This window comes from Candidatus Contendobacter odensis Run_B_J11 (assembly GCF_000531125.1).
GTDB lineage: Bacteria > Pseudomonadota > Gammaproteobacteria > Competibacterales > Competibacteraceae > Contendibacter > Contendibacter odensensis.
In genome coordinates, this window is record NZ_CBTK010000133.1 from 1 (window position 1) to 2,109 (window position 2,109).

2 protein-coding genes and 1 pseudogene are annotated in these 2,109 nt (G+C 51.7%); all 3 read left to right on the top strand.

Annotated elements, in window-relative coordinates:
- Window positions 1-754 (top strand): annotated as a pseudogene (locus BN874_RS25610) (IS1-like element ISBeg1 family transposase); the annotation flags it as partial.
- A 642-nt stretch (window positions 755-1,396) separates the two neighbouring features.
- Window positions 1,397-1,489: a DUF6444 domain-containing protein gene (locus tag BN874_RS26400; RefSeq protein WP_420886119.1), complete on the top strand. Its 93-nt coding sequence runs from the start codon at window positions 1,397-1,399 to the stop codon at window positions 1,487-1,489.
- Between the two features lie 72 nt (window positions 1,490-1,561).
- On the top strand, window positions 1,562-1,948 hold the full coding sequence (locus tag BN874_RS22525; protein ID WP_268258827.1) for an IS66 family transposase zinc-finger binding domain-containing protein: 387 nt from the start codon (window positions 1,562-1,564) through the stop codon (window positions 1,946-1,948).
- The last annotated feature ends 161 nt before the right edge of the window (window positions 1,949-2,109 follow it).

The window sequence follows — 2,109 nt, forward strand, 5'->3', positions numbered from 1 at the left end:
GGTCTGGTTGGCTTTCGCGCCGGAATGGCGCTTGGTGTTGGCGTTCGTCATTGGGAAACGGACACAACCCTATGCCGACCAGTTACTGGAGCGGGTCCGCTGGGTCACGGATGCCCATATTCCTTTCTTTACCAGTGATCAATGGCCTGAGTACGAACAGGCCCTGTTGAACACCTATGGCGAGTGGTACCAACCCGAGCGGCATGGGCAACGGGGGCGCCGACCTCACCCCCGATGTCGACCATAACCCGGCTTGCACTATGCGCAGGTCATCAAAATTCGCCAGCAGGGGAAGGTGGTTCAAGTGAAAACTCGTGTGGTCTTCGGGGATGCCCAGACCGTGGCAGTTGACCTGCAAACCTCGCCGGTCAGTACGACGATTAACACCCGTTTTGTTGAGCGTGACAACCTGACCCAACGGCAAAGTAACCGCCGTTTGACCCGGTGTACTACCGGATTTTCTAAGAAAATCGAATGGTTCGAAAAACAATTGTGGGTATCGTTAGCCTACTACCATTTGGTGTTGCCTCACCACAGTTTGCGCCAGCAACTCCCCATCGCCGAACCGACGCGAGGACGCGGGACCCCGCGTCGATGGTTTCCAGTGACCCCAGCCATGGCCGCAGGTCTCACCGAGCATGTTTGGACTACCCCTGAATTGTTATCATATCGGGTACCTGCCGAATTCATTGAGCGGTTACCCATTATCGAAAAAGTCTTCCCCGATTTCGGGGAGATCGATCACACCCGTTGAGGGACACTACCGGTTTTTTCAGATTTTAGAAAATAAAAAGGTTCTTCGACGGTTCTTGTGGAAACCGGGGTTTAGTGCCTCATAAATGTGATGTTCAGTGAATCGCTCATCAATAACCGATTGATCTGCAAAGGCATCAACTTAACCACAAGCCGGCGCGGCGGGCTACAATCCGTCTTGGGAGACGATCTCCACAGAAGCCCTCGAAGAACCTAAAAGGTTCTTCGAGGGTTTCTGTGGAGTCAGGCAAAATAAATCCTCCTGTAAATTTTCCTGTGACGTGATATTCGGTATTTTGGTATTATGTTAATGATGAATTTTTTCTACTGGAGAACAGTCATGCCAACGATAGAGTTAATTATTCGGGATGATAAAGGCAATGTTATCGATAGTCGATCAGTAAATAGATATACGTTAAATTGTAACTACTCAGATCCCTCAATTTAGTTGCTCATAGATCCCATTTTGTTTATCGTTATCCCTATGCATATTCGACTGCCGACTCGGGAAGAAATCCATACTGCCTTTGTGCAAGGAGAGGCGGCAGTCGTTGAGTTGATCCTGGATTTAGGCACGCAGGTTGAAGGATGGGCTAGGCAACTAGAAACGCAAGCGATGGCACTCAAAGAATGACAAGCTCAGTTGTCAAAAAACAGCCAAAACAGCAGTAAACCCCCTTCCAGTGATGGTTATGGTAAACCGAAACGAACGGAAAGTCTGAGAAAGCCAGGTTAAAAGCCCAATGGGGGTCAACCTGGGCATCAAGGCCAGACCTTAACGCGGTGTGAGCATCCGGATCGGATTGAAATTGATACGGTAGAGAGCTGCCAACAGTGTGGTTCTTCGCTCGGTCGGGTAGAAGTAACGGCGCACGAAGAGCGTCAAGTCTTCGACCTTCCTGCGATCCACATGGAAGTGACGGCGCACCGGATAGAGATCAAACGCTGCCCCAGGTGTGGCGCAGAAAATCGGGGCTTATTTCCCCACGGGGTGTCGGGTCCGGTGCACTACGGCCCTGGCGTAAAAACTTGGGCGGTTTATTTTCAGACGCAGCATTTTGTGCCGGTCGATCGCACGGCCCAGATTTTTGAAGACCTGCTCCATCATCGGATTGCGGAAGGGACGCTGATCAAAGCCGGACAAGACTTCGTAGCGGAAATTGAACCGGCCACGGGGGCGGTGAAAGAGCAATGACGCCAAGCGGCGGTGTTGCACGCCGATGAATCGGGAATGCGGGCGAAAGGGAAACTCCATGGGCTCCCTGTCGTGGCTACGGATAAGCTAACGGATGACACGGTTCATGCGCAGCGGGGCCAAACCGCCATGGAGGATGCGCGGATTCTGCCGGATTTTAA